General features: G+C 61.1%; 23 protein-coding genes and 1 pseudogene. 13 read left to right on the top strand and 11 right to left on the bottom strand.

Going from position 1 to position 24,122, the window contains the following annotated elements; genetic code table 11:
* Window positions 1-107: 107 nt before the first annotated feature.
* Window positions 108-383 carry a hypothetical protein gene (locus tag ABIA45_RS05900; protein ID WP_404540573.1) on the bottom strand — a complete coding sequence of 92 codons (276 nt, stop codon included), beginning with the start codon at window positions 381-383 and terminating at the stop codon, window positions 108-110.
* Between the two features lie 10 nt (window positions 384-393).
* On the bottom strand, window positions 394-1,401 hold the full coding sequence (locus ABIA45_RS05895; protein WP_404651353.1) for a chemotaxis protein CheB: 1,008 nt from the start codon (window positions 1,399-1,401) through the stop codon (window positions 394-396).
* Window positions 1,402-1,493: 92 nt separating this feature from the next.
* On the opposite strand from ABIA45_RS05895, the gene ABIA45_RS05890 reads away from it, so the two are divergent.
* Complete coding sequence (locus ABIA45_RS05890; protein ID WP_404540568.1) at window positions 1,494-1,892, top strand: response regulator; 399 nt, start codon at window positions 1,494-1,496, stop codon at window positions 1,890-1,892.
* 345 nt (window positions 1,893-2,237) lie between these two features.
* Here the strand turns inward: ABIA45_RS05890 and ABIA45_RS05885 are convergent, their stop codons facing one another.
* A complete protein-coding gene (locus ABIA45_RS05885) occupies window positions 2,238-3,020 on the bottom strand; it encodes an SDR family NAD(P)-dependent oxidoreductase (RefSeq protein ID WP_404540565.1) in 783 nt (260 codons plus the stop codon).
* A 153-nt stretch (window positions 3,021-3,173) separates the two neighbouring features.
* Here ABIA45_RS05885 and ABIA45_RS05880 point away from each other — a divergent pair, with 153 nt between their 5' ends.
* From ABIA45_RS05880 to ABIA45_RS05855, 6 genes are all read left to right on the top strand, one after another.
* Window positions 3,174-4,349 (top strand): zinc-dependent alcohol dehydrogenase, encoded by a 1,176-nt coding sequence (locus ABIA45_RS05880; RefSeq protein WP_128265363.1) that lies wholly within the window; start codon window positions 3,174-3,176, stop codon window positions 4,347-4,349.
* A gap of 11 nt (window positions 4,350-4,360) precedes the next feature.
* On the top strand, window positions 4,361-4,942 hold the full coding sequence (locus ABIA45_RS05875; protein WP_128265364.1) for a hypothetical protein: 582 nt from the start codon (window positions 4,361-4,363) through the stop codon (window positions 4,940-4,942).
* Window positions 4,923-6,527, top strand: a complete 1,605-nt coding sequence (locus ABIA45_RS05870) for an alpha-amylase family glycosyl hydrolase (RefSeq protein ID WP_404651351.1) — start codon at window positions 4,923-4,925, stop codon at window positions 6,525-6,527. The genes ABIA45_RS05875 and ABIA45_RS05870 overlap by 20 nt, the downstream gene beginning before the upstream one ends.
* 161 nt (window positions 6,528-6,688) lie before the next feature.
* On the top strand, window positions 6,689-6,868 hold the full coding sequence (locus ABIA45_RS05865) for a hypothetical protein (RefSeq protein WP_027575113.1): 180 nt from the start codon (window positions 6,689-6,691) through the stop codon (window positions 6,866-6,868).
* Window positions 6,865-8,019 (top strand): DUF305 domain-containing protein, encoded by a 1,155-nt coding sequence (locus ABIA45_RS05860; RefSeq protein ID WP_404651349.1) that lies wholly within the window; start codon window positions 6,865-6,867, stop codon window positions 8,017-8,019. Before ABIA45_RS05865 ends, ABIA45_RS05860 begins: the two co-directional genes overlap by 4 nt.
* Window positions 8,020-8,148: 129 nt before the next feature.
* Window positions 8,149-8,931, top strand: a complete 783-nt coding sequence (locus ABIA45_RS05855) for a Crp/Fnr family transcriptional regulator (protein ID WP_271540053.1) — start codon at window positions 8,149-8,151, stop codon at window positions 8,929-8,931.
* A gap of 50 nt (window positions 8,932-8,981) precedes the next feature.
* On the opposite strand, the gene ABIA45_RS05850 is transcribed toward ABIA45_RS05855, so the two are convergent.
* Together ABIA45_RS05850 and ABIA45_RS05845 are read right to left on the bottom strand one after the other, a co-directional pair.
* Entirely contained in the window at window positions 8,982-9,590 is a 609-nt protein-coding gene (locus ABIA45_RS05850; RefSeq protein ID WP_404651347.1) for a cysteine hydrolase family protein, read from the bottom strand.
* A gap of 393 nt (window positions 9,591-9,983) precedes the next feature.
* Window positions 9,984-13,994: a LuxR C-terminal-related transcriptional regulator gene (locus ABIA45_RS05845; RefSeq protein ID WP_404651345.1), complete on the bottom strand. Its 4,011-nt coding sequence runs from the start codon at window positions 13,992-13,994 to the stop codon at window positions 9,984-9,986.
* A 546-nt stretch (window positions 13,995-14,540) separates the two neighbouring features.
* Here ABIA45_RS05845 and ABIA45_RS05840 point away from each other — a divergent pair.
* Window positions 14,541-15,332 carry a Crp/Fnr family transcriptional regulator gene (locus tag ABIA45_RS05840; RefSeq protein WP_404540553.1) on the top strand — a complete coding sequence of 264 codons (792 nt, stop codon included), beginning with the start codon at window positions 14,541-14,543 and terminating at the stop codon, window positions 15,330-15,332.
* Between the two features lie 153 nt (window positions 15,333-15,485).
* On the opposite strand, the gene ABIA45_RS05835 is transcribed toward ABIA45_RS05840, so the two are convergent.
* Both ABIA45_RS05835 and ABIA45_RS05830 read right to left on the bottom strand, forming a co-directional pair.
* Window positions 15,486-15,758, bottom strand: coding sequence for a hypothetical protein (locus ABIA45_RS05835; protein ID WP_404651343.1), 273 nt, complete (start codon window positions 15,756-15,758; stop codon window positions 15,486-15,488).
* A gap of 382 nt (window positions 15,759-16,140) precedes the next feature.
* Window positions 16,141-16,401: pseudogene (locus tag ABIA45_RS05830) on the bottom strand (hypothetical protein); the annotation flags it as partial.
* 335 nt (window positions 16,402-16,736) lie between these two features.
* Between ABIA45_RS05830 and ABIA45_RS05825 the strand changes: the two are divergent.
* Window positions 16,737-16,988: a hypothetical protein gene (locus ABIA45_RS05825; protein ID WP_404651342.1), complete on the top strand. Its 252-nt coding sequence runs from the start codon at window positions 16,737-16,739 to the stop codon at window positions 16,986-16,988.
* Between the two features lie 37 nt (window positions 16,989-17,025).
* On the opposite strand, the gene ABIA45_RS05820 is transcribed toward ABIA45_RS05825, so the two are convergent.
* Window positions 17,026-17,715: a response regulator transcription factor gene (locus tag ABIA45_RS05820; protein WP_404651340.1), complete on the bottom strand. Its 690-nt coding sequence runs from the start codon at window positions 17,713-17,715 to the stop codon at window positions 17,026-17,028.
* A gap of 928 nt (window positions 17,716-18,643) precedes the next feature.
* Here ABIA45_RS05820 and ABIA45_RS05815 point away from each other — a divergent pair.
* Complete coding sequence (locus ABIA45_RS05815) at window positions 18,644-18,961, top strand: H-NS family nucleoid-associated regulatory protein (RefSeq protein ID WP_404540547.1); 318 nt, start codon at window positions 18,644-18,646, stop codon at window positions 18,959-18,961.
* Window positions 18,962-19,012: 51 nt separating this feature from the next.
* Here the strand turns inward: ABIA45_RS05815 and ABIA45_RS05810 are convergent, their stop codons facing one another.
* Window positions 19,013-19,234, bottom strand: coding sequence for a hypothetical protein (locus ABIA45_RS05810; RefSeq protein WP_271540841.1), 222 nt, complete (start codon window positions 19,232-19,234; stop codon window positions 19,013-19,015).
* 352 nt (window positions 19,235-19,586) lie between these two features.
* Between ABIA45_RS05810 and ABIA45_RS05805 the strand changes: the two genes are divergently transcribed.
* Window positions 19,587-20,684 (top strand): hypothetical protein, encoded by a 1,098-nt coding sequence (locus ABIA45_RS05805; RefSeq protein WP_404651339.1) that lies wholly within the window; start codon window positions 19,587-19,589, stop codon window positions 20,682-20,684.
* Here the strand turns inward: ABIA45_RS05805 and ABIA45_RS05800 are convergent.
* Together ABIA45_RS05800 and ABIA45_RS05795 are read right to left on the bottom strand one after the other, a co-directional pair.
* On the bottom strand, window positions 20,665-21,063 hold the full coding sequence (locus tag ABIA45_RS05800; protein WP_271540838.1) for a VOC family protein: 399 nt from the start codon (window positions 21,061-21,063) through the stop codon (window positions 20,665-20,667). The two genes, ABIA45_RS05805 and ABIA45_RS05800, sit on opposite strands and share 20 nt — an antisense overlap.
* Before the next feature lie 76 nt (window positions 21,064-21,139).
* Window positions 21,140-21,763 (bottom strand): GNAT family N-acetyltransferase, encoded by a 624-nt coding sequence (locus ABIA45_RS05795; protein ID WP_271540837.1) that lies wholly within the window; start codon window positions 21,761-21,763, stop codon window positions 21,140-21,142.
* A gap of 131 nt (window positions 21,764-21,894) precedes the next feature.
* Here ABIA45_RS05795 and ABIA45_RS05790 point away from each other — a divergent pair, with 131 nt between their 5' ends.
* A complete protein-coding gene (locus ABIA45_RS05790; RefSeq protein ID WP_404651338.1) occupies window positions 21,895-23,769 on the top strand; it encodes an HAD-IIIC family phosphatase in 1,875 nt (624 codons plus the stop codon).
* The gene (locus tag ABIA45_RS05785) at window positions 23,756-23,998 is read left to right on the top strand and encodes an acyl carrier protein (RefSeq protein WP_271540833.1); all 243 of its coding nucleotides are present in this window, start codon (window positions 23,756-23,758) and stop codon (window positions 23,996-23,998) included. The genes ABIA45_RS05790 and ABIA45_RS05785 overlap by 14 nt, the downstream gene beginning before the upstream one ends.
* Window positions 23,999-24,122: the final 124 nt, after the last annotated feature.

Raw genomic sequence — 24,122 nt, 5'->3', positions numbered from 1 at the left:
GACAATGATGTCACAGAGCTTCCTTCGATCTCTCGCGAGTCTCGGCCCAGGGGGCTGCGCAGCATCTCGGCCAGCTAGGCGACGAGCGGCGTTGAACGCTGGGATCATCAACCAGCTTCCGGCTGTTCTGCAGCCAACTGCCGTTGCAGATACGTGATGCGCTGCGCGATCAGAACGCGGTGGCGCTCCCACTCGGCAAGGTTCTGCTTGAACACGTCGACCAGCCGTTCCGCCTCGCGGGTATCATGACCGCCGGCGCGAAGTTCGCGCACACGATCCTCCTGCTTGCGGATGCGCTGCGAGCCCTCTTCGATGTCCCGGTCGGCCTTGACCAAAAGGCGCTGCTCGACACCGAGCTGCTGGGCTTGTTCGGAGATGGCCATGGCAGTCCCTTCACGTCTCCCGCTTGCGGCCGGGAGCATCGAGCGATTGTAGCACCACCCGCCGGATCATATCGGCATATTCGCGATATTCGACCGCCCTCGCCTGGTACATCTCGGCGACCGCGGACCGGCCGCTGCGCCGGCCGTCGGCAGCCATGCGCTGGACCAGCTCTGCCCGTTCCTCGATGATGCGCAAGGCGACACGCAAGGCCTCGTCGACGCGTCCCTCCTGCTCCTTGGCGAGCGTATCGACCGAGAATCCATGGCCAACCTGGCAACGGAAGCGCATCGGACGCGACTCCTTCACCTCGGACAGAACGCCGCCGCAGGCCGGACAGGTCAGCGCGACGGGATCGGCGAATGCGAGCAGCTTGTCGCTGCCAATCCGGTCTCCGGCCGCGATCTCGACCTCCAGCCTGATCTCCGGCGGGATCGGCAGCGCCGCGCCGGCCTGCTCCCGGGTGAGCTCGGACAGGACGTCACCCATACTGGCGCCGGGAACGCAGAGGTCGACCGTGGTCTCCTCCATCGCGCGCCGCGGCATCTCGTCGGAGATGGCATCCGTGGGGTCCTGGACCACCGCCATCCCGCCGCAGCGTTTGATGGCGTTGAGACCCGCCGCGCCGTCGGACAACAAGCCGCTCAGGAGCACGCCAATCACCCGCGGCCCGTAAGCCATGGCTGCGGAACGAAACAGGGCGTCGATGGCCGGCCGGACCAGGTTCTCGCGCGGACCGCGCCCGAGCAACACCCGATCCCTGGACAGCAGCAAATGGTGGTCCGGGGCGGCTAAATAGATCTGCCCCGGCTCGATCTCCATGCCGTTTTCGGCCTGGCGGACCGGAAGCGGCCCGGCACTCCTGGCGACCGTTGACAGAATGCCGATGCCCTGCGCGGGAATGTGCAGAACGATGAAGACGGCTGCGGGCAAATCCGGCGGCAAGCGGCTCAGGATCTGCTTCAGTGGCTGGGTCGCTCCTGCCGAGCCACCGATCACGATGATGTCGCGGTTGCTCATGGAACCTGTTTTCGATTTGATCGTTTCGGATCAAGGCGGGGCCCCGTTTTATGTTCCTCCGGGGCCGAAGCGAAGGCTGAGGCATCATAACGATGTTGCGCACAACATCCGGTCAGCCTGCGCCTTTCACCGGGCGCAGGGTTTTCGTGGTCGAGGACGAGTATTTCCTCGCCGACGACATCAGCGAGGCATTCCGGGCGCTGGGTGCCGAGGTGGCAGGTCCTGCCGGGCACATCGAGGATGCATTCAAGATCCTGCGTGACGGCAGCACGCTGGATGCGGCGGTCCTGGACGTGAACATTCACAGCGAGAGGATCTTTCCGGTCGCTCGCGAACTAAGGGCGCGCAACGTGCCGTTCGTGTTCACCACGGGGTACGATAGGGTCACCGTCGGACCGGAATTTCAGGATGTACCGCTTTTTGAAAAACCGATCGATCTTGCCAAGATGGCGCGTCAGCTCGCGGCGCTGCTCGTTGAGCCTGGAAGCTGACGACGATCGACTACGATCAGAACAGATGCGCGAATGCGAGCCAGGCGGTCACCGCCAGGCAAAGGATGACTGCCGCATAGGGCAGAGCGATCCGCAAGACTGCCTCCTGCCCCATCAGCTCAGCATCATCCAGACGATCGCGGCCATCATCACCAGGAAACCTGTAATAGCGGTCGCCACAAAGGCTATTTCAACGCGGTCCATCGCCATTACAGCCCCGTCCTGACGAATGCAGTCTGGCCTGGCGGCGAACCCAGCGCATTAGGCTATGTGAATCAGCCGCCGCGCCTTGTCCAGCATTTCGTTGGGCGGCTGTTGGTCGCGGGGCTTGCGGCGAACTTCAGCTCACGACCTTGCCGTACCCGGCTCGGCCAACTTGCGATGCCGCTTGGCCAGCATCTCGTTCGGCGTGACATTGGCGACCGTGGTCTGGATCTTGTTCTTCAGCCCGGTGACGATGTCGGCCTCCCCGCGCAGCATGGCGTCGAAGCCGGCCTTGGCGACGTCGTAGGCGCCATCCTTCTTCTCGGTGCCGACCTTGGTGTCCATCATGTCGGCGCGGCGGAAGAACTCGGTGTCGGTCGCACCCGGCATCAGGCATGTCACCGTGACGCCGCTGTCGCGCAATTCCTCGCGCAGCGCAAACGAGAATGAATCGAGGAACGCCTTGCTGGCGTTGTAGGCGGCCTGGAAACTGCCGGGCATGAAGCCGGCGATCGAGCCGGTGATCAGGATGCGGCCGGCCTTGCGGCGGAGCATCTCGTTGCCGACGCGGTGGATCAGATACAGCGTGCCGGTGATGTTGGTGTCGATGAGGTGTTTCACTCTGGCAAAGTCCTGGTCCAGGAACGCCTTGCCGAGGCCGATTCCGGCATTGGCCAGCAGCGCATCCACCGGCCGGTCACTGATGGCGTCGCAGAGCTTGTCGACGCCCTCGGTGGTGGCGAGATCGGTCTCGACCGGCTCCACGCTGCCGCCATGCCGGCGCAGATCGACGGCCACCCGCTCGATCTGCGGCTCGTCCGCCGCGATGACGAGGTTGAACCCGGCCTGCGCGCAGCACCTTGCGAGTTCCAGGCCGATGCCGGTGGAGGCGCCTGTGACGACGGCGAGTTGATTGGCGGGCATGGCATAGGTCCTTGAGAGGAGGATGATGACGCCCAATCGCGCCGCCGCCATCTCGTTCCTATCGGGTGCGCTTGCGAAGAAATGCACGTCGATTAGCAACCATCGTTCATTCCTGGACTTAAGTGCCAACTGGTTCAGCCGAGAGGACGGAAGATGAAGGCGCTGGTTTGGCACGGCAAGGAAGATATTCGCTGCGACACGGTCACCGACCCCGAGATCCAGGACCCGCGCGACGCCATCATCAAGGTCACGAGCTGCGCCATCTGCGGTTCCGACCTCCATCTCTTCCACAATTTCATTCCGGGCATGCTGCCCGGCGACATCATGGGCCACGAGACCATGGGCGAAGTGGTCGAGGTCGGCTCCGGCGTCGACGGCAAGCTGAAGAAGGGCGACCGGATCGTGGTGCCCTTCACGATCATTTGCGGTGAATGCGACCAGTGCAAGCGCGGCAATTTCTCGGTGTGCGAGACCACCAACCGCAAGCGCCACCTGGCCGACAAGGTGTTCGGACACACCACCGCCGGCCTGTTTGGCTACACGCATCTGACCGGCGGCTATCCGGGCGGCCAGGCCGAATATCTCCGCGTGCCCTTTGCCGATGCCACGCACATCAAGGTGCCTCCGGGCATTCCCGACGAGCAATTGCTGTTCCTCAGCGACATCTTCCCAACCGGCTGGCAGGCGGCCGTGCAATGCGACATCGAGCCGACCGACACTGTCGCGATCTGGGGCTGCGGCCCGGTCGGGCAGATGGCGATCCGCAGCGCCATCCTGCTCGGCGCCAACCAGGTGATCGCGATCGACTGCCTGCCCGAACGGCTGAGCATGGCGGAAGCCGGCGGCGCCACCACGATCAATTTCGAGACCGAGAGCGTGGTGGAGCGGCTCCAGGAATTGACCGACGGCAAGGGCCCGGAAAAATGCATCGATTGCGTCGGCATGGAGGCGCATGTGATGCCGTCTCAGCCCGACACCCTGCTCGACCGTGCCAAGCAGATGGTGATGGCCGAGAGCGACCGGCCCCACGTGCTGCGCGAGATGATCTATGTCTGCCGTCCCGGCGGCATCATCTCGGTCGCAGGCGTCTACAGCGGCCTGTCCGACATGCTCCCGATGGGCGCCTTCATGAACAAGGGCCTGACGATGCGGACCGGCCAGACCCACGTCAACCGCTGGACCGACGACCTGCTCCGCCGCATCGAAGAGGGCGAGATCGATCCGTCCTTCGTCATCACCCATACCGTCCCGCTCGCCCAGGGGCCGGAGATGTACCAGGTGTTTCGCGACAAACGCGATTCCTGCGTCAAGGTCGTGCTGAAGCCCTGAAGGAGCCAGCTATGTTTCACTTCTCCAACATCGTCCGCACCAAGGGCGACCCCAAGATCGTCGAGGGCGGACCGAGCCTGAAGCAGCCGGCGGACCAGCTCGCGCGCGCACTCGGCTGGTTCAGCATCGGCCTCGGCGTCGTCGAATTGTTCGCGCCGAGGCGCGTCACGCGCACGCTGGGCATGGAAGGCCATGAGACGCTGGTCCGCGCCTTCGGCGTGCGCGAGATCCTCGCCGGGATCATGTCACTCTCCGTCGACAAGAACGCCGGCCTGTGGGCCCGCGTCGGCGGCGACGGCCTCGATGCCGCCGCGCTGCTGTCCGGACTGACGTCGGACAATCCCAAGAAGGGCAATATCGCGCTGGCGCTGCTGATGGTCGGCGGCATCGCCGTGCTCGACTACCGTGCGGCCCAGGACACCAAGCCGCGCCGTCCGCCGCGCGATGCGCGGCGCAAGCTCTATCCGAACCGCAGCGGCTTTCCCAAGGGCATCGAGAGCGCCCGGACTGCGGCAAGGCAGATCGCGGCCCATGCCAAGACACATGCCGAGACAAACGAGGTGAAGCAAGGTGATGAGCGTCGAGTCCCGTGACGAAGCTGTGTGGTGGGAATCCGCCGTCATCTACGAGATCGCGCTGATCTCATTTCAGGACTCGAACGGCGACGGCAAGGGCGACCTTGCCGGATTGATGTCACGCATCGACTATTTGAAATGGCTCGGCGTCGACGCGGTGTGGCTGACGCCGATCTACAAAAGCCCCTTCCGCGACCTCGGTTACGACATCTCCGACTATTGTTCGATCGATCCCGCCTTCGGCAGCCTCGAGGAGTTCGATCGCGTGCTCGAAGCGCTGCACGCTGCGGGCATCCGGCTTATCCTCGACCTCGTCCCCAATCACACCGCGAACGATCATGCATGGTTCGTCGAGAGCGCAAGCTCGCGCAACAGCGCGAAAGCCGATTGGTACGTCTGGGCTGATCCGGCCGAGAACGGCGGGCCGCCCAACAACTGGCTGAGCCGGTTCGGCGGCAGCGGCTGGGAATGGTGCGAGGCGCGCCGGCAATATTACTATCATTCCTTTCTGGTGGAGCAGCCCGACCTCAACTGGCGCAACCCGCAAGTGCGCGCCGCGGTCGCCGATTCCATGCGGTTCTGGCTCGACCGCGGGGTCGACGGCTTTCGCGTCGACGCCAGTGCGGTCCTGATCAAGGACCGGCTCTTGCGCGACAATCCGTCGAACCCCAACGCAGAGGGCAAGCCGCCGCCGCAGCGGCACACACCCGTGTTCACCGATGACCGGCCCGAGACGATGGATTGCATCGAGTTCATCCGTGAGGTGATCGACGCCTATCCTGGAAGGATGTTGTGCGGCGAGGTCCAGGGTAAGACCGATCGCATCGGCCACTTCTACGGCAATGACCGGCCGCGCCTGCATCTGCCGCTCAACTTCGCCCTGCTCGATTCCAAATGGGACGCCCTCTCGCTGCAGGCCACGATCGACGCCTATTTCAACGCCATCCCCGACGATGGCTGGCCGGTTTGGGTCATCGGCGGCCATGATAAGCAACGGATCGCGAGCAAGATCGGCGAGGCGCAGATGCGCGTGCTGGCGATGCTGCTGATGACGCTGCGGGGAACGCCGTTCTTCTTCATGGGCGACGAGATCGGCCGCAAGCGTGTGCCGATCCCGCCTGGCCGCGTCCGCGATCCCTTCGAGAAGCTCGTGCCCGGCTACGGCCTGTGCCGCGATCCCGAACGCGCACCGATGCGGTGGGATGACAGCCCCGACGGCGGCTTCACGGCGGGCCGCCCATGGCTGCCGCTCGAGCCGCCCGATGGTGCGGCCAATGTCGCCGCACAGCAGCGCGGCGAACGCTCGATCCTCGCTCTGTTTCGTGCGCTGATGACGCTGCGGCGCGAGCATGCCGGCCTGCAACGGGGCGGCTACGAACCGTTGCGGTCGCAGAACGATGTCCTGGCGTACAAGCGGAAGGATGGCCGTAACGAAATCCTGGTGGCGCTCAATCTCGCGGCCGAACCGCGGAAATTCCATTGGCAAGGTCGCGGCCGTCTTTTGATGTCGACGCAGCTGGATCGGCCTCCCGAGCCGGTGCCGGATGCGTCCATCCTGCTCCGGGGCAACGAAGGCGTGATCATCGCGCTCGAGCCTCGGTGACGTCAGGAGGAACCATCCGCGTCGCGAAGAGTCTGAACAACGCTTCCGGCGTCTCCCCCCGCCGCCGGAAGCAATTTGCAAGACCGCAGCCCCGGCGCCCACGCCCCTTCAGGCGCCGGGGTAGCGGCGTGAGCCACGGCAGGACATATCGGAGGCAGCTCATGGGCAAGACCAAAGGTCTGCAGCAGCGGATCGCCGGCAAGACCAAGCAGGCCGTCGGCGAGATCATCGGCGACCAGGATCTGCACGATGACGGCAAGGCGCAGGCCGAGCGCGGGCGCGACGAACAGGACAAGCCGAGCGAACTCAATCCGCTGAAGAAGCTCAAGCAGCTGACGTGAACGCGGAGCCGCGACCAGCACTCACGAGTGAGGCGCGGCGCACCACTGGCGAGCGGCGGCGTTCGCGCTGGATTGCCGCGGCCGCACTCGGCCTGATCAGCAGCACTTTTTCGACCATCGTCAGCCAGCTCTTCGCTGCCCGCATCGGCCGCGATGCGGCGGTCGACTGGATGACCGTCGCCGCAATTCCTGCGCGCGACTGGGCGATCAGCTCCGAGCCATCCTGGAGCGCGATCCTGGCCGGGATCGCCTTTCACCAATGGGCCGATTTTTCCTGGGCGTTGGTTTTCTTCGGCGTGCTCGGACGCTGGACGGCCGACTTGCGGCCGATGACGATCCTGCTGCTGGCGCTGCCTTGGGCCGTGTTCTCCTCGGGCATGGAATGGTTCGTGCTGGTGCCGCTGTTTCCATTCTGGCAACCGCTGTTCACGCTGCAACAACCCTACTGGATCGGGCTGCTGGTCCACGGCTCCTCGGCCGTGATGTATCCCCTGTTCGCGCGCCTGCGCTGGCGACGCGGGCTTGCGCCGGCGCGCGACGTGCGCTTCACCAACATGTGGACGACCGGCGCGTTGGCCGTGATTGCGCTACTTGGGGCGGTCGCATTGTTCGGCGGTCATGGCTACGAGCTGCCGTGGATGGGCCGCGACAGGGATCAAGACCAGGCCTACATCCGTCACATGACAACGCATCATGCCCAGGGCATCGAGCTGGCGCGGACGGCTGCCGAGCGCGCGCAGGATCCGCATCTGCGCAAGCTCGCAATGCTGATGGTCGCGAGCCAGAGCGGAGAGAACCGGATCTTCGAGAATTGGTGGCTGAGCTGGTTCGACACGGAGATGCCCGATTGCAGCACCGAGGAGCGGGCGGCGATGCCGGGCTTCCTGACGCCGGCCGAGATGCGCCAGGTCAAGACCGCGCCACCGGACCAGTTCGACATGCTGTTCGTCGAGGCGATGAGTCGGCATCACCGCGGTGCGGTCAGGATGGCCGACCAGATGTGGCACAGCCGCGGCGACCCTCGGCTGCGCATCATGGCGCACGCCATCCGCCACGAGCAGCAGGGCGAGATCGCGCTGATGCACGGCACGCGCGGCCTCGCCGCCGTGACCACAGGCGTCCGCAACATGCTCGGCGACAACGTCAATTGAACGTGAGGATCTTGTATCGGCAAGCGGCCTGCTGCCTCGCCGATACTCCAGACGAACCTATCAAACGTTAATGCTTTCCGCCGTCGTTATAGGCCACACTTGGAGCCGATGGGGGCCGTCGGAGATCAAATGCAGGCAGGATTTGCTTTCTCGAGGCTGGCCGACCGCCTGACGAGCCTCGTCGAACTGACCCCGGAACATCTCGATCTGCTGGCGGACATGCCGAGCAGCATCGCGCATTTCGGCGGGCATCAGACCATCCTGCGGCACGGCGATGAGGCAACGCAATGCTGCCTGGTGCTCCAGGGATATCTGTCCTGGCAGAATGACGAAAGCGCAGATGGCCAGATCACCGCGATCTGCGTGCCCGGCGACATCGCCAACCTGCAAAGCCTGTATCGCCCACGCATCGAGGGCAATCTGACCGCGCTCGGCTCCGCAATCGTCGCGCTCGTACCGCACCGCTTCTTTCGCGAGCTCGCGGCGCGTTCTCCGGCGATGTCGCACGCCCTGCTGTTGATGCTGCTTGCCGATCACGCCATTCAGCGCAACTGGACGGTCAATCTCGGCAGCCGGGACGCGTTGACGCGCGTGGCGCATCTGCTCTGCGAGATCACGGTGCGGCTGCAAACCGTCGGGCTTGCCCGGGATTTCAGGTTGTCCTCGCCCTTCACCCAGTCCGACCTCGCCGCAGCCTGCAGCATCTCCCCGGTCCATGCCAACCGCACCATCCAGGAGCTGCGCCGCTGCCATCTGCTGCAATGGCAGGGCAAGACCTTGACCATCGCGGACTGGCCGGGGCTGGTCCGGCTCGCCGGCTTCGACCCAACCTACCTGAGCATGCGGTCCGGCGCGGACGATGCTCGGCCGCCGCATGCGAGACCGGTGGCGGCAGACGTCGCGGTTGCTTGATCCGCCTCGTGGGACGCGAGGACCTTGCGCGGCTCAATGACGTCGGGAGCCTACTCCCGCCAGACCTCGGCCAGCTCTTCTGCTGTCATCAGGTCGACCTGGCCGTGGAAGCGGGTGCGGTACATCGTCATGAGCGCATCGTGGCCGACGTCGGACGAGCTGCACAGCGCGTCCTCGATGATGACGATCCTGAAGCCGAGATCGACGGCGCTCAGGACCGTCGAGAGCACGCAGACGTCCGTCTCCGCGCCCGATATCACGACGGTGCCGACGTTCTTCTCGACCAGCAGGCTCGCAAGACCGGGATTGCTGAACGCGGAATAGGCCGGCTTGTCGATCATTGCCGCCGGCGGAACGAAACGTGCCAAGGCCGGCACGAGCTCCAGAGCCGATGACGGCAGATGCCTGCGCGTCGCCTGGCGCCAGCGGCGGAAATAACTCTGCCACTGCCCCGGGCGATCCTCGGGATTCTGCGGGGTGATGAAGCGTGTGAAGATCGTTCTCTCCGCATGGCGCGCAACGACCGAGACGATCGTCGGCAGCACCCGCTCCATCCAGGGCGTCGCCCAAAGGCCATCGGGGGCGAAAATGTTCTGCATGTCGATGCACAAGTGAACGGCGCCGCGGATCTCGGCAACATCGGCCATAGCGTCCCTCATCGTCCTCCACCTTCAAGCGCATTCGGCGACCAGTTGCGAATGCGGGGCGAGGGCTTTGGTTCCGAATCGCGGCGTGCAGCGCGAACCCCGCCCAGAAAAGCTACAAAATGAAGGTGGTGCGCTCGGAGGGCGGTCGCATTTTCTGTGATTTCAATGAGTTATCGAGGACTATCAATGCATAAGGGGCATTTCAAGTCTAAGAATATCTTTCAGGAAGGCCACCCAAGGCGCGTCTTGTCGGGTGGCGTTTTTCGAGAGATCGCGCTGTCCCACGGCACGGTTTGGTCCCACGGCCGGCCACTCAAGGATCCAGGCCGCATATCAACCGACCAGTATACGGAGCAAGCTGTTCAACATCGGCCCTGCGTCCTGCTCGCGAGACAATGCAACATTTCAAATCAGCAGGTCATGATGCGCAGCTACAGGGGCGTGATGGGGACCGTTATTGCCATGGTTGGCCGCGGGATCATCCAGTCCGTTGGGCAGGATTTTGACGAGGATATCGAGGTTGGCCGCCTGACCGGGCTTGGCGCGTGGATCGAGCGGAATGTGGACCTCTCTAGGTTCAATCGTGACGATGGGAGTGAAAGGAGTTGCGTCGCTGTCGAAGCGGAACACCCGCTCTCGATCGGCGCCGCCGGCCTCGAACGCAGCTTTAGCCGGCTGTGCGGCCTCCGATGCGATTCCAGCAGGTTGCGCAGCGTGCTGCGAGTTTCCGTTCCCTGCACTATCGCCTTTTGTGGCGCTCGATTCGGCAATCTCGGCTGCTGCTGATGCCTTTGCGGAGGTCGAGTGTGACGAATGTGAATTGTATCCTGAATTACTGTGCTGCAGGTCAACCAATTTTGCCGTGGCCACTGCTGCCGACGCGCTTGCGTTCGATGCACGATGATTGTCGCCATCGCCGACACTCATCTCGGACATGAAGACAGTTTCAGCCAACTCGGTGGTTGTCGCCTTTACATGCTCCGGCTCCGCGACGTTTTGCGTACTACCGCGATCCGCGCTACCGGCCGTTGCAACACTTTCGTCAGCCTTCCGGCCGTGAGCAGAGGTCGAGTGCCCCCATTTGTTACTCTGCTCCATGCCGCTGGGCTCTGCCATTTTCGCTGGCCCAGGCGCATCGGCCAGAGTCCAGGAATGATGCTCATTGTCATTGCCGAGGCCATTGCCCGGTGTCGCCTTTGCTTCGGCCGTCTCGGTGGCCGTTGCCGCCCCCCGCTCCGACGCGTGCGAGTTGCTGTCGTCCAGACCGCCTGGTTCGGCCGTCTTCGCTAACCCCGACGAATCGTCCGAAGCCAGTGGGTCATGCGCGTTGTCCTTGCCGGCGCGATTGCCCGGCACGGACTTCGCTTCGGCCGTCTCCGTGGCTGCCTTTGCCGACCCTCGCTCCGACGCGTGCGAGTTGCTGTCGTCCAGGCCGCCTGGTTCGACCGTTTTCGCTGACCCTGACGAACGGTCCGAAGTCAGTGAATCATGCGCGTTGTCCTTGCCGGCGCGATTGCCCGGCATGGACTTCGCTTCGGCCGTCTCCGTGGCCGCCTTTGCCGACCCTCGCTCCGACGCGTGCGAGTTGCTGTCGTCCAGACCGCCCGGTTCGACCGTTTTCGCTAACCCCGACGAATCGTCCGAAGCCAGTGGATCATGCGCGTTGTCCTTGCCGGCGCGATTGCCCGGCATGGACTTCGCTTCGGCCGTCTCCGTGGCCTTTGCCGACCCTCGCTCCGACGCGTGCGAGTTGCTGTCGTCCAGGCCGCCTGGTTCGACCGTTTTCGCTGACCCTGACGAACGGTCCGAAGCCGGAGATTCATGCGCGTTGTCCTTGCCAGCGCGATTGCCCGGTATGGACTTCACGTCGGCCGCATCTCTGGCGCCGGCCATTGCAGACATTTGCTCGGGAGCGTGCTGCGTCCCTTCGCGGTCGTCCCTGTGCGCTGTCGCGAGGCTCGATTCACCAAAATCGGCTGCTTCCGGTGCGTTTTTAGAGGTTGAATGCACCGGCTTGCCATGTTCCGCGCTGCCTGTTTCTGCCGTCTTCCCTGACTTTCCCGAAGGGTCCGAAGCCGGGGATTGATGCTCGTTCTCATCACCGACATCACTCCCAGGTATGAAGCCACCGTCCGTCTGCTCCGCACCTGTTTCCTTTGCAGGCCATGGCTCCAGAACATGCTGTGAGTTACTGCCGCCCGCGCTACCGGCCGCTGCGATGCTGGGGCCGGTGCCTGCATCGTTCCGCTGACCCTTCAATGTAAGACTTTCAACTTCCGTTACCGCTGCAGCATGAGCAAGCACGATCGGTGACATGCGAGCCGCCCCCTCGGTCCCATCGACGCTCTCTTCCGTTGTGCGGGCCGGCGCGAATTCAGTCCTCAAGTCGGCATCAGCCAGACTGTCCCAAACTCCAGCGATCCCGAATGTGCTCTCTCTCGTCCCGATACTTGCATGGGCACTGTCGGTACTCAGAATAGCTTCGATTGCAATCACGGATGTCAGCGCTTCTTCGAGCTGCTCCAAGGTGAGAGCGGCCGCCGCGGCTGTCGGCTGGCCGACGACATCCGATTCTGCGATGGATACAATCCCCTGCAGATGGATTTCCAACAGGTCGCCGTCTCCGATCTCCAGAACACGATCGGTCGCATTCACATAGACGATCGTTTCATTGGTTGTGGAGTTGAAGATCCAAGCGACGGTGTGTGGCGGTATGGACTTGCTTGCTGCTGTCATATGAAGCCTGGCAAGGGCTCCGAAAGCCGCAAGATTGATCCTGCTCGGCCCAGACGCGAAGTTGAAGACAGAATCGGAAGAGGTAGAACTGGAATCGGTCGGGTCGCGATGAACAACGTTTTCAGCGACGTTGCCGCCCATCAGCTGATCATGGCTATATCCGCTACTGCCGGCATCGTGACTGAAGTGCACGAGGCCGGCAAGTTTTTGGAGAGTCTCCCCTACGATACCATCACTCGAGTGGCCCCGAGTACCTTCTCCGGCGGCGCTTTCGTTTTCAGCGGCCACAAACGCGGAAGGCAGGCGAGAAGCCTGCGCAAGGAAACCCGGGACTGAATCGTCTACATGATGATCGTCGGCATTGGTGATCGCAGCCAGTTTGGTGGCCGCATTGTATCCGGTAACGTCCACGAAGCTGTCGAGCGGCGCTTTGGCCGGGTCATGCGACAGCAATGCCAAATGGGGATCGCTGAGTGTGTAGATCAACGCACCGGTGAGAGTGGCGAAAGTACCATACCCTCCGTGAATCAACGTCGGATTGGATGTCAGCCGCGAGAATAGATGTTCCGCGGTGGAGTCACCTCCAATCTTCGCGTCGTTCATTCCTCGCAGGGATGGTATGGCCAAATCGGGCGTGCTTGATCCAACAGAACTGTAGTCCTTCCACGATTTCGAGCCTGCGGATTGCTCAGCGGTGCGAGGCGCTTCCATTGCCGATGCCGCGGTCGAGATTTGGCTCGCCCCGACAAGAACGCCTCTCTGAGTGAGCGACGGCTTTTCGTCGGAATCCGCGACGATGGCGTGACGGAGGATAGCTCGCTTCCAGAGCTCATATTCGGCATACTCCACCGCGGGGCCGGTGCTGTCGTCATGCGGAAGCATGTCGTTTGCCTCCGACGCTTTGAGTTCGTCCGCAATGGCGACCGCCAGGAGAGCCAGCGAGAGCATTCCGAACCCGGACGGGCGTTGCAGCAATGCGAGGGTGGCGAGCACCGTCCTGTTGGTTATTTCAAGCTTCTGAAATATGTTGTGCAGGTGTACTTTAACGGTTCCATCGGAAACGTTTAGCTGGTGCGCGATCTCCTTGTTCGACATTCCTTCTGAAACAAGTCGTACAACTTGACGTTCGCGCGGCGTCAATAGCTCCAGTAGGTTCTCGATTTTGCTGCTGTCGGTTTCCTCGGCGGTTGGCGTGAGATCGGACTGCTCCAAAAAGCTACGCTTCGTCATCAGTCGCAGCGATCGCAGCATAGCGTCCGGTGCGAGATCCTTCGCGATTGCATCACACGCGCCAGCAGCGATGGCCGAGGTTAGATCGCGGTCCGTCTCGGAATCGGTAAAGAACACCAGGCGCGTGGGTAGGCGCTCAGCTTCCGCAATGGCGAGAATCTCTGATGCCGTCAGATCTGGCAGCGTGTCAGCAAGAAAAGCAACGTGGGGTGCCAAATTCCGGATCGCTTGGATGCAGCTTGTCCCGTCGCTGCACGAGGCGACAACGTCGAAATCCGGCTGTGCCCCGAGTACCGACTTAAGCCCCTGCAGAACGATCGGCTGTCGGTCTGCGATCACGAGCCGGGTGCGCTTAAATATCCCCTGTTTCGCAGATGTGTCTAACATGGACCCTGCCTTGAGCCGGCCGTCTATGTCCTTCGGCATATAGCCGAGGCCGAGCGAGGGCATTAAAATACAACTAATCGAATAAAGAAAGAGATTTAATTAGTTTAACCATACCTAAAATCGCAAGTTTTCAGGCGGGAAATGCGCGCATTTGCCGAATGTGTTCATTTTGCCGAACGGAGCGACGCCATGCTGTGCTTCGAGTGGGCGTTCGACCGGGTCACAGCCGTCATCCAACAGCGTTCGATCCCTGAGACGAAACTTTCAGAGCGCGCTCGCGATCCGCACCTGGCGCTTCACCACTCGCAGCCGAACAGCTGTTCGGAGAAACGATCGGTGGCTGAGATGCTGTTCAGCCCCCGCGCAGGCTGTCATCGGCAAGTTGATCGCTTTAATTGTGCGTCCGCGACAGGTCTGCATCAGCGCAAGTTGAAGTCGAAGTCGGAGGCACAGCCTCGCGGTGCGATCTGCAGGCCAACGCATGCTCGGCCTTCTTCGCAGGAACCATATCTGTGGTTGCAAGTTAACTGCCGTTGAGCTGCACGCAAGAGAGCAACTCAACAAGCCGGCATGAGTCCTCGCGCCGGGCATCCGTCGGGGGTTGATCCCATGATGGACCACGCGACCAGGGTTGGTAATCGGTTGTTAGCAGCGTTGCCGCCGGCGGATTTTGCTTTGCTTGCACCTCATCTGCGGAAGATCGGGATCGAGCGCGATACGGTGCTCGTCCGATCAGGCGATCGGATCGAACATCTTCTCTTCCCTCTGAGCGGCGCGATAGCCACTATCATGGAGCTGCCGAACGGGCAGACGGTCGCCACGACGATAGTGGGCCATGAAGGGGCTGTGGGTCTGACATCAGCGCTTGGCGCCTCCCACTCGCCCGTGACGGCCATTGCTCGCATCGCCGGGACCGCGCTGCAGATCTCGCCCGCGCAATTCCTGACAGCGCAACATTGCAGCCCCGCCGTCGCAGCGATGGTGCAAGTGTTCACGAGATCGTTGCTGACGCAACTCCAGCACGTGGCTGCCTGCAACGCATTACATTCCGTCGAATCCCGCTTGGCGCGCTGGCTGCTTCACATTCACGATCGGGCAAATGGCAGCGATCTCCTCCCGCTGACCCAAGAAACGTTGTCGGAATTGCTGGGCGTCCGCCGCACCACCGTCACACATGTCGTGAGCACAATGCGGACATCGAGAGCGCTAAGATCCAATCGACGTGGCCAGCTTGAAATCGATCGGCCGCGGCTCGAAGCCATGGCATGCGAATGCTACAAGGTCATGAGCCGCAGAATCGATCGGATCGTCTCGCAGAGCACGGTCGGGCTCGTTCATAGGCCTCCAGCGCGGAGCGCCTCCCGCTCGCCTGGCAGTCGAATAGCCGGGACAGGCTCTTAGAACGAGTTCGTTTTCGCGAACCACCCGCATGTGCCCGCGCCATCCGGCCAACCGCGCGAAGCTCAGTCGCTGCAAACGTCCGATTCTGCGTGGCATTTTTTTCGACTTTGCGGCCGGCTCCCGGCAGAAGCGAACAATGGACGAAAATTCCTGTCATCCATTCGCCTTGGGACGCTCGTCACAACAGCCCGACTTCTTGCGAATAAGCGGTATGGCCATGAGCTTTGCCTGTGCAAAGCCGGAAGGCCCACCCGCGGTCCGAGCTGGGTTATTGGCACCACCCGCCTTACGCAGCTTGCGCTGAAGATTCTCCTCCCGACCTACCCGCTCTCTGAGTTTCTCAACTTCCGCGAGCTGCGCGACCAGCGCATCGAGACGTTCTCGAAGCAGCACCGCAGGACTCTCAGCTCCAACGCGGGTATTCATGACAGGCCTCCCGATCGAGGTCTTAAGGAAAAGTCGCTATCGATAGGCCCGGAAAACTATGTAATTCGACACATCACACTAACATTTGGCACGGTTTGCAGCCCAAACGGGCGTTGCGGCCGTGCAACAAGGGATCAGTCGCCCGGACGTTTAAGCATGGCAGGAAGATCAAGCCCTGCCAAACCATGCGGCGGCCCGCAGGCTCACGCATGGGCTGAGAACACGGCTATCCGCCGGATTCAGTCGCACTCGATATCCTCGTGTTAACTCCAGGGCAATCGACCTTGCGCTTTTCCTCATCTTCTTCTGCGCAATCGAGCCCACCTTGTGCGTTTGGAATTCCAGAGCCGCCGCCAGTTGCGAAAGGCCCTTTCGCATTGCCTCCGCCACCACCAGACCCGCCGCTACTGCCGGATCCGCCGCCGGCTGCCCCTCCTCCGGCGCGAGATGATTTAGCAGAGCCCCCGCCAGGGGCTCCCCCGCCCCCTGTTGACCCGCCGCTGGAGCTCCCCGGTCCCGATACGGACGACCGGTCGTTATCGAAGAACGACGATTGCCTCCCGTCCTTCTGCGTCACTCCACGCAGGCCCCCCGAGCTTGCAATGGCTCTTGAGGTCAGGGAAGTGGATAGAAGCAGAGTCATCACTGGGGGTGTGACGGCCGCAAATCTTCCGCAGGTTTTCAAGAACGCCCGCCGGTCGTCATCTTCGTTGCCGTCCCGGGTCACAATACGCTCTCCTCGGTTTAAAATATTAATTTATGGTATTATACATTAAATGTATTTTCAACCGATAATTTTCTTTATGCGAGTGGCGTTGCTTGACGTGCGCTGTCAATTGATCGTGGCAATTTCCGTACTCGTTCCTGTACTTCCTGGCCTTTCGGGCGCAGCTTCGGAGTTGCGCTCGCCATTTAATATGATTAATTTGCGTTTTAACGGACGTCGAGCGCAGGGCTCGATTGCAACGGATGATGACGATGCCACTGCAATTCCACCGGTCTGTCCGCGACATGGAGATCTGGAGCGCAACCAGCGAGGGCTTCTCGTTCGTGATCAGCTTCGGAAGCCCGAGAGGCCCCGGCTTTCATGGCCGCGCCGGCTATTTGGCGAGTTGGCGTCCGCTCCACAAAAACCAGGCCGCAATCAAGATCGGCGGTTCGCCCTTTCAAACGTTAGAAGAGGCCGAAGGGGCCTGCAGCGACATGGCTGGGCATCTGGCGCCACGATAACCCCCGCGCACTCCGGAGAAAGCCAGACGCCCCCCGGTCATTTCACGCCCGCCGGATCCTGACGCAACAGATCGGGGGAATCCATCTCACGTGACGTGGCATGTAGTTCGTTTCGCGAAATCGCCAATGCCGCGAGAACCGTGCGATTGCTGATGTCCAGCTTTTGGAAGATATGATGAAGGTGGACCTTGATCGTGCCGTCGGCAAGGTTCAACCGACGTCCAATTTCCTTGTTCGAAAGGCCCTCCGACACGAGCCGCATGATTTGCCGCTCCCGGTCGGTCAGTTGTGCCAGGGGCTTCTTATCGGGGTGCGCCTCATCATTGGCTTGCCAGGCGCCCGGCGCGGCCGCTGCTTGGCCCTGGGCGGCTTTCCGCAGGGTTGAAACCAGGATCTCGGCATCAGAATCCTTCGAAAGGACGATGCAGGCGCCGCTCAAGGCTAGCCTTTGCAACTCACAATCGGCCGCGATACCGGCGAAAAAGACCACCGCGGGAGCTGGGCCTGAGGCGTTCGCAGGAGCGAGGATCTGCTGCCGGCTTACATCGGGCAGTGCAGCATCGACAAGCGCGACGTCCGGCACAAGAAGTCGGATTGCCTCGTTGCAGCTTGCACCATCGCTGCAGGACGCAACGATCGCAAAATCGCGCTGCGCTGCAAGAACGCTCCTGATCCCTTGCAAAACGATCGGATGTCGGTCCGCGATGACAATTCTGGTGCGGTGCATGCTTCCCCTGCCTATCGCTAAAAACCCCCCGTGCAGCCGTTTAATCCAACAATTTCTTCGAAACGCGAGGATGACCAGTCCGCTCGGCCACAACGTCACACTGCCTCAAAACCATGACAGCCCAACATTCGGCGACCGCGCCACCGTAACTTGATGGGCAAGTATGCGCAGCACCGTAAGAATGCGGTCAAGATTCGAGGCCGCAAGCTCGACTAAACCGGCGTTCTTACGACAACGTCTGATAGATTCAATCAGCAAATTCTCCCAAAGAATGTCATCGGCGCGGGGATAGACTGCTGTGTTATGATGGTCAACATTCAATTAACTAGGGTGGCACTGTTATTACCAACGATATATTGGGTCATTCACGATTCAAATCTAACATTCGACGAAATTTCGACGAACGCGAGACCGTTCAACAAGCCGCGCTTCTGAAAGGAGGAAAAGTAATACTATTCACCAAGGCCGAGCTGGGTAAAAACGGCTGCGTCGCGCAGCCAGTGTAGCAGCGATGAAAACCGGTCACCCAAATTGGAGCTGCATCTTCGTAATTCAGCAACTTCAATGAGCGGTCATGGAGGGCATCGTTGGCAATGAGTAGGTGGTCACATGTATTCTTCAGCAGTTTTGCGTCAAACTCATCAGGCTCTCATCGTTCAATTCACTGAATTGCAGAACTTGCGTAACCGCGTGTTGAAGGCCGAGCACCGATTGCTTGCGCCGAAACGACGAGCCCGGGGGCGGGGGAAGCGACCGCTCGTTCGGAGGTACAGCCTCAGCCGGTAACTCCATTACCGCGTTGCACAACTCACGAAGCTGCGCGAGTGGATCGTGCTTGCCGGACCCCGGTTTGACCTGATAATCCCCCTCCTGATTTGGTTCGGAGGTAGTGGGGACGGCTTCCATGGGGAATGAGGACTGGGGATCCATGACCACAGCAGAGCTGTGGCAGCTCTATGATGAGGTCACGGCTGTTCTCAGTCGAAGGATGACCGCGGAAAAAGCCAAGCTTGAAGAGCGGCTTCGCAGGATTGAGGGGAAGGCCGGGGGGCAGAACGAGGGGCGTGCACGTCGCCCCTACCCTCCCGTGCTACCGAAGTATCAGAACCCTAAGAACCCGTCCGAAACCTGGTCCGGCCGTGGTAAGCAGCCTCGATGGCTGAAGGCGCAGCTTCGCGCCGGCAAGAAGCTGAACGATCTCCTGATCGACCGTTCGTCCGCACAACGGCGCCGCCGGGCCGGCTGAACCTCGGGCGGTCAACGCGGCAGCCTTCAGGACTTGGCCGCGGGCGCCACTCTAGCGAGTGCTATCTTCTTTCCCGTTAGGACTGCCGTCGCCACCACGGTTGCCCTTGCCATTGTTGCCCTGCACAAGTTTTCCGCCAGAACTAGCGATGGCGGTTGAGGTCAGAGAGGTCGAAAGCAGCAGCGTCATCACGGGAGGAGTCACGGCGGCAAACTTTCCGCAGCTCCTCAAGAACTCACGACGGTCTTCACTATTGGAGTCGAGTGGATTCATCGGCGCTTTCCCTGCAATGGTCGAGGACAGAAAATAAGCGGATTTGGATGCGCCGCAAGTTAAATATGTTAATCTCGAATTTTAAATTCCCCGCAAACGACACCTCGAGTGCTATTGCATGCCAGCATCCGTCACGACATCGGTGAAGTCCCGCGCAAAGCGAGATCCAGAGGCACTTATACCGAACGCATTATATGCACAGGGCGCGTTTGTAACTATTGTAATTTCAACTGCATTAAATGATGCGATATCGCTCTTTAGCCGCCGCTTCGGCACAGAACGGGGCTAGAGCAGTCGCCGCACATGCGCCCAAACGGCCGCTTTCCCAACTGGCGAAAACGAGAGGCGATTCATGATCGGGGCCGAGTCCGGTGCAGCATTCGGCCAATTGCGGTCTCGCCTCGACGCCACCTTCCGACCAGGCTTCTCATTGCCACGTTTGGGCGCCCTGATGAGCCGCGCCCTCACCGAAACTCTCTTAGACCTTTCGGAACTGACGGTTCTCACCGAGGCTGCGACCGGGGCGTATGCCGTGACGGCCGTTCTCGCAGCGATGGCCGGAGCCAGGCACGTCTATGCCTTTACGAAAACTACGCAGCACGGCACCTCAGCTGAAGCCAGGGACCAGACCCTCAAGCTCGCAGATTCCGTCGGCGTGGCCCATCGCATCGAGATCCTGGAGCAGATCACCCTCGATATCATCCATCAGACGGATATCGTAACCAACAGCGGCCATCTTCGGCCTCTTACCGCTTCGCTTATTGATGAGCTACCGAGGGAGGCCGTCATCGCCTTGATGTTCGAGGCCTGGGAATTTCGCTCCGAGGACCTCGACATGGACGCATGCTTGCGGCGCGGAATTCCAATCGTCGGCGTGAACGAACGTCACCCGTCAGTCGATATCTTCTCGTTCCTCGGTCCGCTGTGCGTGAAGCAACTGCACGATAGCGGCTTATCCGCTTACAAGAATCGCATTGCCCTGCTGTGCGACAACGACTTCATTGGCTCGCTTCGCTCCGGTCTCGTGAGCTCCGGAGCGAGCGTGGTCGTCTTCGAGGACGTCCGGACCTTGTATCATGACCAATGGGACGCAATCATCGTTGCGCTGCGACCGGCGGCTGAGCCTCGCATCGGCTCGGCTGAAGCAGCTCACCTCGTTGCGTGCGCGCCCCCTGGCGCCATTGTCGTGCAGTTTTGGGGCGACATGGATCGAACCGCATTGTCAGCAAGCGGGTTGGGTGTTTGGCCAACAACGCCTCCGGAACTGGGGCACATGGGCATTCTGCTGTCCGACCTCGGCCCCGAGCCGGTCGTGAGACTGCAGGCCGGCGGCCTGCGCGCTGCTGAATGGGTTCGGCGTAGCAGAGCTGTGTCGTCTGACGGACTCGCGCAAATCGTTACCCAGCATCGGGATCAATCGCCAATTCGCGCTAGGTCCTCGCCTCGATGAGCTCAACGAGCGTGAGCGTGGCGGAGGCAAGAAACACTATGCGGCGCATGTCGAACGCAACCGCCGGCGCGGGTGACGATACAGGAAGATATTGCTGCGCCCTAAAGCAAGCGATCGCGTCGTCGAAGCGAGCCGCCTCGTAAGCAAGATGATAGAATTTGCTGCCGCGCTTCAAGATACCCGCCACCGGCGATTGTGCGCCGGTCGGCTCAATGAGCTCCAGGCGCGGACCGCCGCCCGACACAAACTGAATCCGAACCTGCTGGATAGGGTCCTCAAACATGGGGCCTTCAGGACTGTAGCCAACGACCGCGAGTTCGGGCAGCTCCGCCACGATCTTTCGACACGCCATTCCCACGTGATGAAAGTGCAAATCCATGCGCTGCTCCTCCCTTCCCTGGCAGCCTAGGGAGACGGGCGGCGTCGAACGGAATCTGGCTGGTTGCTCCAACAGTTTAACCTTCTCGTGCATCGAGGAGCAGCGCGGACCAGACCTGTTTTAGCCGTGGATAGTCTGCGCGCGACATCCGAAACGTAATCACGTCGTCGCCGTTCCACCAAGCTTTCGGCGCAACCTTTTCAGTTTGGAAGCCGAGGCGAATATGAAAGTTCTTCGCGGCTTTATTCCTGCCTTGAACATTGGCCACGACGGCCGAAAGCCCCAGCTGCTCGAATGCGAATTCAAGTAGAAGGTCGAACATCTCTGCCAGAAAAAGGCGCGCGGCAGGATCAACGATCAACCGCGCAACTTCGCCCTGTCCCGCCGCGAAATCCAGGTTCGCAAGCGCGATGCTGCCAGCCGGCTTCTTCGAGCGCTTGAATTCGGCAATGAAATAGTAATCGTCGACCCTCGCCTGATAGTTCCGGAAAAACTCTTCCTGCTGAGCCAAGGTCAGCTTCTCGCGGGTCAGGAACTTGCCGAGAACGGGATCGTTCCGCCAGGCGATGACTTGCGCGGAGTCCTCCAGCCGAAGTTCTCGGAGAAGCAGGTTGTTTCCTGCGGGAAGCCGCTTCAGATTCTCAGCTTTGGTGGAAGGCGTACTTGGGTTCACCGGCTCCGGCCTGATATGCACCATCATCTATTTATTGTACCTTAATTTGCGCTTTAAATTCATTTAATTGACCCAAGCCATATCATCATTTAATGTAGGGGACAATCACATGATGTCGCTGTCCTGAATGGAGGCTCGCCATTCTAGCTGCAGTACCCGTGCCGGACCGGCCCATCAATGATGCCGAACTCAAGTCCCTGGCGTTGTCAGGCGATGCCACGTTCTGGGGGCATCTTGTCGCCCGCTCGCGGCAAGCGACGAGCTTCTCCGAGCTGTTCTTTCTGTCGACGCTTCGAAAAAAGACGAAGCTTTATGCACCCGGAAGCCTCCAGCCAAGACTCCGCCTCGCCCTGATAGGCGGCTACAACCTTTATCCGTTGCACGAACTGGTTGAACATCTCCTGGCCATTCGTGGAATCGAGTGCGAACGTTTCCTCGGCGAGTACGATAATTTCGTCTCGGAGATTCTAGACGGCTCGAGCTCACTGTACGCCTTCAGGCCGGATCTCGCCTTCATACTGCCGAACGCGAGCCACTGCCGGTTTTCCGGCTCGCTCCTCGATGCCGTCGAACATCAGCGCGAAGCCGCAGTCTGCGCCGCTGAGCACCTCCTCAACCTCGCGCGGACTTTCACCGCGCGCTCCGGCGCGGCGGCGATCCTCGCCAACCTTGCGCTGCCCGGCGACCTCGATCTCGGCTCGTTTCGTTCACGCACGCTTGGCACCGACTGGAGTTTCCGAAAGGCGGTCAATCTCGAGCTCGGGCTTCGGGCCCCAGCTGAGGTGCAGATCTGCGACGTCGAGTTCCTCTCGGCGCGGCGAGGGATCTCAGCCGCGGCGGATGCGCGAGCGTGGTATGAATCGAAGCAGCTCGGCTCACCTGACTTTCTCGTCGACATCGCGCAAGAGCTAAGCCACCTGATCGCCTCCCGGAAGCAGAGTCCCAAGAAGGTCCTGGCGATCGACCTCGATCACACGCTATGGGGCGGCGTGATCGCGGAGGACGGTATCGAGGGAATCGAACTTGGCGACTCGTCCCCCCGTGGTGAAGCGTTCAAGGCTTTCCAGAGATACCTGCTTGGACTTTCCCAACGCGGCGTCCTGCTTGCGGTATGCAGCAAGAACGATCATGCACGCGCAATCGAGGTATTCGAGAAGCATCCTGAGATGGTTGTCCGGCTCGAGCATTTCGCGGCCTTCAAAGCCAATTGGGACCCGAAGTCCGACAACCTGCAGAGAATCGCGGAGGAACTCCGCCTTGGCCTGGACAGCTTCGTGTTTGCCGACGACAACCCGGCGGAAATCGAGATCGTGCGCCAGTTTCAACCGTTGGTGACAGGTGTACTCCTCGGGCCGGACCCCGCCGAATTCATCGTTCGCATCCAGGCCGGACGTCATTTCGAGCCACGGACCGTCACCGAGGAGGATCTCGAACGGACTGCGCAGTACAGGCAAGAACGGCGACGCGCAGAACTCGCAGCGAGCGTCACCGACATGCCTGCCTACCTCGCCTCGCTTGAGATGCGAGGCACGATCAAAGAATTCGATTCGCTCGACGTTCCTCGCATCGCCCAGCTGATCGCGCGCAGCAACCAGTTCAACCTGACGACGACGCGTCGGTCCGAGACTGAGATCAAGGCACTGCTGGGAAGGCCGGACTACCGGTGCTTCACGATGCGGCTCGAGGACAAGTTCGGTGATTCCGGGCTCATCTCCGTAGTCATTGCAAAGGTCGATGGCGGCGTCTTCGTTCTCGATACGTGGCTCATGAGTTGCCGCGTGCTGAAGCGCCAGGTCGAGGACGAGATCATGAATGAGATTTTTCGACTCGCAGAGGTGGCCGGTTGCACGACAGTGCGCGGCATTTATCTTCCGACAACCAAGAACGGTATCGTCGCGGAAGTTTACGAGGAGTTTGGTTTCGCGCGCACGGAAGACTCCGCAACTCGAAAAGAGTTCGAGCTGGAGGTGAGGAAGTATCAGGTGCGTTCGACAAAGATAGATGTTGCCCGGAGAGCTTATGAAGCAGGCTGAAATATTGGCGAAGTTGCAGGAAGTATTCGACGGAATCTTCCTCGAGAAGGTCGCGGCCACCCCCGAGCTCTCGGCGGCGGACGTCGATGAGTGGGACTCGCTCATGCAGATCTCGCTCGTCATCGCCGTCGAGCAGAAGTTTCGCGTCCGATTTCGCGTTGGCGAGGTCGAGGCGGCGCGGAATCTGGGTGAGTTCGCCGACCTGATCGCGAAGCGGATGAAACCATAAGAGTTGGACATAGCGAGTGCGTTCGAAGCTGCGTCCCGCTGAGTGCACGAGATCCGCGCGCCGGCTTCTTCAAAGCTCAAGAGAAATTGACGAACGGCGCTACTCCCAAGGCAAAAACCGCTTT

This window comes from Bradyrhizobium sp. USDA 336, assembly GCF_044908355.1.
Lineage (GTDB): Bacteria > Pseudomonadota > Alphaproteobacteria > Rhizobiales > Xanthobacteraceae > Bradyrhizobium > Bradyrhizobium yuanmingense.
This window is presented reverse-complemented; position numbering and strand designations above follow the sequence as displayed.

Bases quoted from the DNA above. Each gene is read 5' to 3' on its own strand.
- ABIA45_RS05900 (WP_404540573.1), bottom strand. From the start codon at position 383: ATGGCCATCTCCGAACAAGCCCAGCAGCTCGGTGTCGAGCAGCGCCTT.
- ABIA45_RS05895 (WP_404651353.1), bottom strand. From the start codon at position 1,401: ATGAGCAACCGCGACATCATCGTGATCGGTGGCTCGGCAGGAGCGACC.
- ABIA45_RS05890 (WP_404540568.1), top strand. From the start codon at position 1,494: ATGTTGCGCACAACATCCGGTCAGCCTGCGCCTTTCACCGGGCGCAGG.
- ABIA45_RS05885 (WP_404540565.1), bottom strand. From the start codon at position 3,020: ATGCCCGCCAATCAACTCGCCGTCGTCACAGGCGCCTCCACCGGCATC.
- ABIA45_RS05880 (WP_128265363.1), top strand. From the start codon at position 3,174: ATGAAGGCGCTGGTTTGGCACGGCAAGGAAGATATTCGCTGCGACACG.
- ABIA45_RS05875 (WP_128265364.1), top strand. From the start codon at position 4,361: ATGTTTCACTTCTCCAACATCGTCCGCACCAAGGGCGACCCCAAGATC.
- ABIA45_RS05870 (WP_404651351.1), top strand. From the start codon at position 4,923: ATGAGCGTCGAGTCCCGTGACGAAGCTGTGTGGTGGGAATCCGCCGTC.
- ABIA45_RS05865 (WP_027575113.1), top strand. From the start codon at position 6,689: ATGGGCAAGACCAAAGGTCTGCAGCAGCGGATCGCCGGCAAGACCAAG.
- ABIA45_RS05855 (WP_271540053.1), top strand. From the start codon at position 8,149: ATGCAGGCAGGATTTGCTTTCTCGAGGCTGGCCGACCGCCTGACGAGC.
- ABIA45_RS05850 (WP_404651347.1), bottom strand. From the start codon at position 9,590: ATGAGGGACGCTATGGCCGATGTTGCCGAGATCCGCGGCGCCGTTCAC.
- ABIA45_RS05845 (WP_404651345.1), bottom strand. From the start codon at position 13,994: ATGCCCTCGCTCGGCCTCGGCTATATGCCGAAGGACATAGACGGCCGG.
- ABIA45_RS05840 (WP_404540553.1), top strand. From the start codon at position 14,541: ATGATGGACCACGCGACCAGGGTTGGTAATCGGTTGTTAGCAGCGTTG.
- ABIA45_RS05835 (WP_404651343.1), bottom strand. From the start codon at position 15,758: ATGAATACCCGCGTTGGAGCTGAGAGTCCTGCGGTGCTGCTTCGAGAA.
- ABIA45_RS05825 (WP_404651342.1), top strand. From the start codon at position 16,737: ATGCCACTGCAATTCCACCGGTCTGTCCGCGACATGGAGATCTGGAGC.
- ABIA45_RS05820 (WP_404651340.1), bottom strand. From the start codon at position 17,715: ATGCACCGCACCAGAATTGTCATCGCGGACCGACATCCGATCGTTTTG.
- ABIA45_RS05815 (WP_404540547.1), top strand. From the start codon at position 18,644: ATGACCACAGCAGAGCTGTGGCAGCTCTATGATGAGGTCACGGCTGTT.
- ABIA45_RS05810 (WP_271540841.1), bottom strand. From the start codon at position 19,234: ATGAATCCACTCGACTCCAATAGTGAAGACCGTCGTGAGTTCTTGAGG.
- ABIA45_RS05805 (WP_404651339.1), top strand. From the start codon at position 19,587: ATGATCGGGGCCGAGTCCGGTGCAGCATTCGGCCAATTGCGGTCTCGC.
- ABIA45_RS05800 (WP_271540838.1), bottom strand. From the start codon at position 21,063: ATGGATTTGCACTTTCATCACGTGGGAATGGCGTGTCGAAAGATCGTG.
- ABIA45_RS05795 (WP_271540837.1), bottom strand. From the start codon at position 21,763: ATGATGGTGCATATCAGGCCGGAGCCGGTGAACCCAAGTACGCCTTCC.
- ABIA45_RS05785 (WP_271540833.1), top strand. From the start codon at position 23,756: ATGAAGCAGGCTGAAATATTGGCGAAGTTGCAGGAAGTATTCGACGGA.